Source organism: Kitasatospora sp. NPDC127067 (genome assembly GCF_042724755.1).
Classification (GTDB): Bacteria; Actinomycetota; Actinomycetes; order Streptomycetales; family Streptomycetaceae; genus Kitasatospora; species Kitasatospora lactacystinica.
The window spans coordinates 1-6,511 of record NZ_JBHXEM010000231.1 but is presented as its reverse complement, the minus strand read 5'-3'; the positions used below and the strand labels follow the sequence as shown (position 1 = coordinate 6,511).

The 6,511-nt window shown below is 70.6% G+C and carries 6 protein-coding genes and 1 pseudogene; 6 read left to right on the top strand and 1 reads right to left on the bottom strand.

The window, feature by feature from the left end; genetic code table 11:
• Positions 1–434: 434 nt before the first annotated feature.
• The 4 genes and pseudogenes from ACFWJ4_RS40360 to ACFWJ4_RS40345 all read left to right on the top strand — a co-directional run bounded on the left by ACFWJ4_RS40360 (position 435) and on the right by ACFWJ4_RS40345 (position 3,285).
• Positions 435–1,610: an ISL3 family transposase gene (locus ACFWJ4_RS40360; RefSeq protein ID WP_380554165.1), complete on the top strand. Its 1,176-nt coding sequence runs from the start codon at positions 435–437 to the stop codon at positions 1,608–1,610.
• Positions 1,607–1,858 (top strand): transposase, encoded by a 252-nt coding sequence (locus ACFWJ4_RS40355; protein WP_380554163.1) that lies wholly within the window; start codon positions 1,607–1,609, stop codon positions 1,856–1,858. The genes ACFWJ4_RS40360 and ACFWJ4_RS40355 overlap by 4 nt, the downstream gene beginning before the upstream one ends.
• A 107-nt stretch (positions 1,859–1,965) precedes the next feature.
• Positions 1,966–2,682, top strand: a pseudogene (locus tag ACFWJ4_RS40350) (integrase); the annotation flags it as partial.
• A gap of 264 nt (positions 2,683–2,946) precedes the next feature.
• Positions 2,947–3,285, top strand: a complete 339-nt coding sequence (locus ACFWJ4_RS40345; RefSeq protein WP_380554160.1) for a hypothetical protein — start codon at positions 2,947–2,949, stop codon at positions 3,283–3,285.
• Positions 3,286–4,022: 737 nt separating this feature from the next.
• On the opposite strand, the gene ACFWJ4_RS40340 is transcribed toward ACFWJ4_RS40345, so the two are convergent.
• Entirely contained in the window at positions 4,023–4,703 is a 681-nt protein-coding gene (locus tag ACFWJ4_RS40340) for a type 1 glutamine amidotransferase domain-containing protein (RefSeq protein WP_380554158.1), read from the bottom strand.
• A 189-nt stretch (positions 4,704–4,892) separates the two neighbouring features.
• Between ACFWJ4_RS40340 and ACFWJ4_RS40335 the strand changes: the two genes are divergently transcribed.
• Both ACFWJ4_RS40335 and ACFWJ4_RS40330 read left to right on the top strand, forming a co-directional pair.
• Positions 4,893–5,804 carry a LysR family transcriptional regulator gene (locus ACFWJ4_RS40335; RefSeq protein WP_380554155.1) on the top strand — a complete coding sequence of 304 codons (912 nt, stop codon included), beginning with the start codon at positions 4,893–4,895 and terminating at the stop codon, positions 5,802–5,804.
• Positions 5,805–6,163: 359 nt separating this feature from the next.
• On the top strand, positions 6,164–6,385 hold the full coding sequence (locus ACFWJ4_RS40330) for a hypothetical protein (RefSeq protein ID WP_380554153.1): 222 nt from the start codon (positions 6,164–6,166) through the stop codon (positions 6,383–6,385).
• Positions 6,386–6,511 lie beyond the last annotated feature (126 nt).

The following is a 6,511-nucleotide window of genomic DNA, read 5'->3' as shown; positions in this document are numbered from 1 at the left end:
GCTCCTACCTGCGGTATCCGTCGGATCTGCCGAGCTGTGGCCGGCCCGTGGTTCTGGCGTTGCGCGTGCGCCGGTTCGTCTGCCGGCAGGCGTCCCGTCCGCGGCGGCGCTCACCGGTCGTCCTCGGCACCGTAGCCCGCGCCCCCAATTATCGTCAATATGACATTAATCCGCCCGAGTCGAGGCCTCTTCGTTCGAGCAACCGTTTCGTCTCAACTTGATCGACACTGCTCACATCTTGGGATTCGGTGACGGTGCGTCATCTGGTCTGGGATCATGGCTGGTTGTGCGATGGTGATCTGCGGACGTTGTTGCCGCATCCGGGCGGCGTGGTGGTGGAGGACGTGGTCGATGCTGGCCACGCGGTTCGGATAGTCGGCCGGGTAGCCGGTGATCGAGCCCGGTGCCCCGGGTGCGGCTCGTGGTCGGTGCGGGTGCACGACCGGTACCGGCGGCGGCTGGCGGACACCGCCGCGGGTGGGCGGCCGGTCGCGATCTGGCTGCTGGTCCGCCGGTTCCGCTGCCTCGTGTCGGCGTGCCCGCGCCGGACCTTTGCCGAGCAGATCAAGGGGCTTACCTACCGGTACGGGCGCCGCAGTGTGCTGCAGCGGTCGGTGCTGGAGGCCGTCTCCCTCGCCCTGGCCGGCCGGGCGGGGGCCCGGCTCGCGAAGACGCTCGGCGCCACGGTGAACGGGAACACCCTGCTCAGGCTCCTGCGCGCGCTCCCGGCACCCGGCACGGACAGCAGCCCGCGGGTCCTGGGCGTCGACGACTTCGCCCTGCGCCGCGGGCACGTCTACGCGACCGTCCTAATCGACATCGAGACCGGCCGTCCGGTCGACGTCCTGCCCGACCGCACCGCGGAGACCCTCACGGCCTGGTTGAACGACCACCCTGGCGCGGAGATCGTCTGCCGTGACCGGGCCAGCGCCTACGCTGAGGCCGTCCGCACGGCCGTCCCCGACGCGGTTCAGGTCGCAGACCGGTTTCATGTCTGGAAGAACCTCGGCGAAGCCGTCGAGAGGTCCGTCGCCGCCCACCGCACCTGCCTGAAGACCCCAGTCCCGGAACCCGCAGGCGACAAGACCGAACAGGTCGAGCGGCCCCGAACCGGCAAGTACCTCACCAACACCCACGAGCGGCACGCTGCCGTCCACCAGCTGTCCGACAAGGGCGTGGGCACCCAAACGATCGCCAAGCTCCTGCACCTGGACCCCAAGACCGTCCGCCGCTATGCCCAGGCCGCCACCTCCGAGGAACTGATCGTCCGCCCGCGCAGTGACACCAGCCCACTCCGGCGCTACCAGGCCTACCTGACCCACCGCTGGAGCGAAGGCTGCACCGACACCAGCCGTCTCCACGCCGAGATCCGCGAACTCGGCTACCGAGGCAGCGACCGCACCGTCCGCCGCTGGATCGAACCGCTGCGAGCCCTGCCCAACCCGGGCCTCAAGGTCTCCGACGCGCCGACCGTCCGGCAGGTTAACGGGTGGCTCACCCGGCACCCCGACTCCTCGGCAGCGACGAGAAGCTCCAGCTCAAGCACGTCCTGGCCCGCTGCCCCGAACTCGCCGCCGGAGCCGAACAGGTCCGCGACTTCGCCGAGATGATGACCACCCTCACCGGCGAGCGCTTGCCCGAGTGGATCGAAGCCACCGAGGCCATCGACCTTGCGCCCTTACGCGGCTTCGCCCACAACCTGCGACGCGACCTCCCCGCCGTCACCGCCGGCTTCACCCTCCGCTGGAACAGCGGCCCGGTCGAGGGTCACGTCAACCGGATCAAGATGCTGAAGCGGCAGATGTTCGGCCGCGCCAACCTCGACCCCCTCCGCCACCGCATCCTCCTCACCCCGTGACGGACCGTCACCGAATCCCGAAATGTGGATCAGATCCATCGGCTTGGGCTGGAACGGCCAGTTGTTCTCCTTGAGGCCGGCAATCCAGTGGTCGACGACTCACGGAATGGGGGTACCGACGCCTGCACGGCGAGCTGCTCGTCCTCGGGGTGAAGATCGCGGCGTCCACCGTCTGGGAGATCCCGAAGGAGGCTGGCATCGACCCGGCACCCGAGCGCACCTCCACCACCTGGGCCGACTTCCTGCGCTCCCAGGCGGATGCACTCCTCGCCTGGGACTTCTTCGAAACGGTCACCTTGTCCGGGGCCCAGCTGTACGTGCTCGCGGTGATCGAGCACGCCAACCGCCGTATCCGGATCCTGGGCGCGACCGCTCATCCAACCGCGTCCTGGGTGGCACAGGCGGCGAACAACCTCGTCATGGACCTCGAGGACGCCGGCTGCCGAGCCCGCTACATGATCCGGGACCGGGACGGAAAGTTCCCCGAACTGTTCGACACGGTCCTTGCTGACGCCGGGATCGAAGTCGTGCTCAGCGGCATCCGGATCCCTCGCATGAACTCCGTCATGGAGCGCTGGGTGCAGACCTGCCGCCGAGAGCTGCTGGACCGCACGCTCATCTGGGACCAGCGCCGCCTCCTGCACGCGCTACGTGAGTTCGAGACGTTCCACAACGACGACAGGCCGTACCAGGGCATCGCGAACGCCCGCCCCCTCCGCGCTCTTCCCAAGACAATCGACAACCCGGAGCAACTCGCCCGCCTCGACATACGCCGAACCGACCGACTCGGCGGCCTCCTCCACGAGTACCGACATGCGGCCTGAGCAGGGCGAATGACGTTTTCGGCAAGGGTACCGCCGCGCCCGGCCCGGCGGTCGGCCCGTTCGGCCCGCCCAAACCGAGGATGGCAAAGGCGCACTACGCCGACCAGGCATCGGCCGAACCGGTGAACCTGGAACCACGCCAGCCCACCCTGACCGGCTAGTCGGACGCTCCCGCACGGCGATGGGACTTGACGGAATGCGCTGCCCAGATACGCGTGTTACGAATTGATCACGTTATGCGACGCTGAGTATGGGAGGACCAACATGACAGATGCGGCTTTCGCCAAGCTGCTGTCTCTGGAGGCGAAAAGAATTTCGGACCCGAATGGCGTGGACGTCCTCATCGGTAGAGGTGACGGCGGCACCTTCGACAAGATGAAAATGCGAGAGGGGGACGTGTTCGAGTTCGACGAGCGGTTCGTTCCGTTTGTCAACCAGGCGCCGATCGACATCGTTCTACACGAGTTGAATGAGGCAACCAGTCAGGTCAGCTTCATTGGCGGGGCAAGGATCATCCCCTCCGAGGTAGGGCTGGGAGAACGAACGCAGGCCATCGGCGCCTTGTCCTTCTCTCTGTACGAGCTGACGTACAAAGTCCTTTGACGACTCGCCATCGAACACAACGCCGTGCTCGCCGACATCCGGTAAGGCCAGCTTCAGGTGCTGGCGCGGGTGGAGGCGGGGCACGTCGGCCGATGAACCGCTGCTGTCCCCGCTGCTCGCGGCAGATGACAGCACCCCGCCTGGCCTGTACCAGCGCCTCGCCCGCCGCCAGGTACCGCAGGCCGTGCGAGCGAGCCCGAATTCCCGCAGCCCTCCGGGGCCAGCCCCGTCGCCGAGGGACACCCGTCGACCGGCTGATGATCACGCGGTGTTCCGTATCTGTGGCGGGTCGGTGGTTCGCTGGTGGTCTTGTTGGCGGGCTGGGAGTTTATGGGTTGGCTGAGAAGGCCCAGGCTGTGGTGGGGTCGTGTTCGGTGTTCGGCGGCCGGTTGTGGTGGTGTTGCTGGCTGGGTGTCGGAGCGGTTTGACCTGTGCGGCTTGGTGGTTGGTTGAGAACTTGCGGATCGCGTGAGATGTAGTGAGGATTTCCGCAGTCTGGATGAGAGCCCTGTATGCGTCGGGTGGGCCGGGGTGGCCGGTGCTGGAGCTGGAGCTGCGGGTGGCTGTATCACGAGTCTTGGTTCTGGCTCAAATTCCGGAAGTTGAGCCAGAACCTACTTCACCCCGGTAAAAACACCGCCTACGACCTCCGCTGACGGCGGCCCGGCACGACGGGAGCCCGCCCGGGGCACTGGCGCCGCGCCGCCGCGCCAGTGCCCCGGGCCCCGCCCCGGCCGCTACTTCGCCGACTCCGCCAGCAGCTTCAGCAGCCCGGCGGCCACCAGGGCCGAGGAGGCCGGGTTCTGGCCGGTCACCAGGTTGCGGTCGACCACCGCGTGCGGCGCCCAGGGCTCGCCCTCCTCGAAGTCCACGCCCAGCGCGACCAGCCGGTCCTGGAGCAGCCACGGCGCCCGGTCGGCCAGGCCGGCCTGGACCTCCTCGGCGTTGGTGAAGCCGGTCACCCGGTACCCGGCGAACGGCGAGCCACCGTCCTCGGTCCGTGCCGCGAGCAGCGCGGCCGGGCCGTGGCAGACCACGCCCAGCGGGCGTCCCGAGGCGAGCGCCCGGGTGAGCAGCCGACCGGAGTCGGCGTCGACCGCCAGGTCCTCCATCGGGCCGTGGCCGCCGGGGTAGAACACGACGTCGTAGTCGGCCGGGTCGACCTCGGCCAGCACCAGCGGCTGCCGGAACTCGGCGATCTTCGCCAGTTCCTCGGCCAGCTCGGGGTCGGTCAGGCTGGCCCGGTCCGCGACCGGGACGACGCCGCCCGGGGTGGCGACCGCGACCCGGTGGCCCGCCCCGGTGAAGGCGCGGTACGGGACGACCGCCTCCTCCGCCCAGAAGCCGGTCGGATGCTCGGTGCCGTCGTTCAGCGTCCAGACCTTCGAGCCGGTCACGACGAACAGGATGTCGGCCATGGGGTGTGCCTCCAGGGGTGCCGCGGTCCTCGCCGCGACGGTCCGCCGCGGCGCTCACGCCGTCGACGCTAGACGCGCCCTGCCTGCGGGAACCAATGGGCCACGCGATACCGGGCATCGGGATTCCGATACCTCACCCGGACCGTCGAGCCCGCCGGCCGGCCATCGGAATCCCGTAGGCTCGCCGGCATGAGCGATCGGCCGACCACCGGCTCCGGCCCGCTGGACCTCAACCAGCTGCGGACCTTCCTCGCCGTGCACCGGGCGGGCTCCTTCACTGCGGCCGCGCATCTGCTGGGCCTGTCCCAGTCCACGGTGACCGCGCAGATCCGGGCGCTGGAGCAGCGGCTCGGCCGGGAACTGTTCGAGCGCAGGGCGCGCGGGGTCAGCCCGCTGCCGTACGCCGACGACCTCGCCACCCGGCTGGCCGGGCCGCTGGACCGGCTCGCGGGCCTCGCCGACGGGCGCGGTGGCGGCGTGCCGGAGCCGGTCCACCTCGCCGGGCCCGCCGAGTTCCTCGGCACCGTCCTGCTGGCGGAGCTGGCCCCGCTCGTCGCGGAGGGCGTCCAGCTGCGGGTCACCAGCGGGCTGACCGACCCCCTGCTGGCGGAACTGCGGGCCGGGCAGCACGACCTGGTGGTCGCCACCCGGCGGCCGCCCGGCCGGACGCTGCTCGCCGAACCGCTCGCCGACGAGGAGTTCGTCCTGGTCGCGGCCCCGCTCTGGGCCGAACGGCTGGCCGGCCGGGAACTGCCCGGCGCGCTGGCCGAGGTCCCGCTGCTCAGCTACGCCGAGGACCTGCCGATCGCCCGCCGCTACTGGCGGCACGTCTTCGACCGACGACTGCACGCCCGGGCCGCGGTCACCGTGCCGGACCTGCGGGCGGTGCTCGCGGCGGTGACCGCGGGCGCGGGCTGGAGCGTACTGCCCGGCTACCTGTGCCGGGCCGAACTCGCTTCCGGCGCCCTGCGGTTGCTCCACGAGCCGGCCGATCCGCCGATCAACACCGCGTACCTGGTCCGCCGCCCGGCCGGCTCGGCCAACCCGCACGTGGCCCTGGTCCGCGAGCGCCTGCTGGCCGCGGCCCGCACCTGGGCCTGACCCGGCGGGTTCCGGCCCGGGCGGCGACTTCGACGCGGTCGCGAACGTCGAGTTTCAGCCGTGCGGCGGCAAGGTGCTTCTTGACCGTCCCGAGGGAGATGTACAGGCGGTCGGCGGTCTCGTGGTCGGTGAGGCCGTGGCGGCGGCCCGGACGGTCGCCGGCTCGCGGTCCGACAGCGGGTGCCGGTCGGCACCGGGCAGTGGCGGGCGGGCCCGGCGGGAGGTGAAGTGGCGCAGCAGGCGGACGGTGACCTGCGGGGAGACCATGGCCTCGCCGCGGGCGGCGGCGCGGACCGCCTCGATGAGCATGGTCGGGCCGGCGTCCTTGAGCAGGAAGCCGGCCGCGCCGCAGTACAGGGGTGCTCGGCGAGGGGCAGGGCCTCGATGACGTCGCCGGCCTCGGCGACGACCCCGATGTCGGGCTCGGCGTCGAGGATGTAGCGGAAGCCGGTGCGGACCATGCACTGGTCGTCGGCGAGCAGGACCCGGACGGCCGCTTCGGCCTTCGCCGGGCGGCCGCCCGCGTCTGCGGGGTGTGGCGGGGGTCTCAGTGGCGGCCGGTCGGTGGTGACCGGGTGTGACGGCGGTGGGCCCGTCAGCGATGCCGCCGGGCCCCGGCCGGTGAGGGCGCTCACACACGGATGCGATGAACGACGACGGCTAGCAGTGTCCGTTTTGCCCGTCTTTTGCCATGGGGTGGGGGTGTT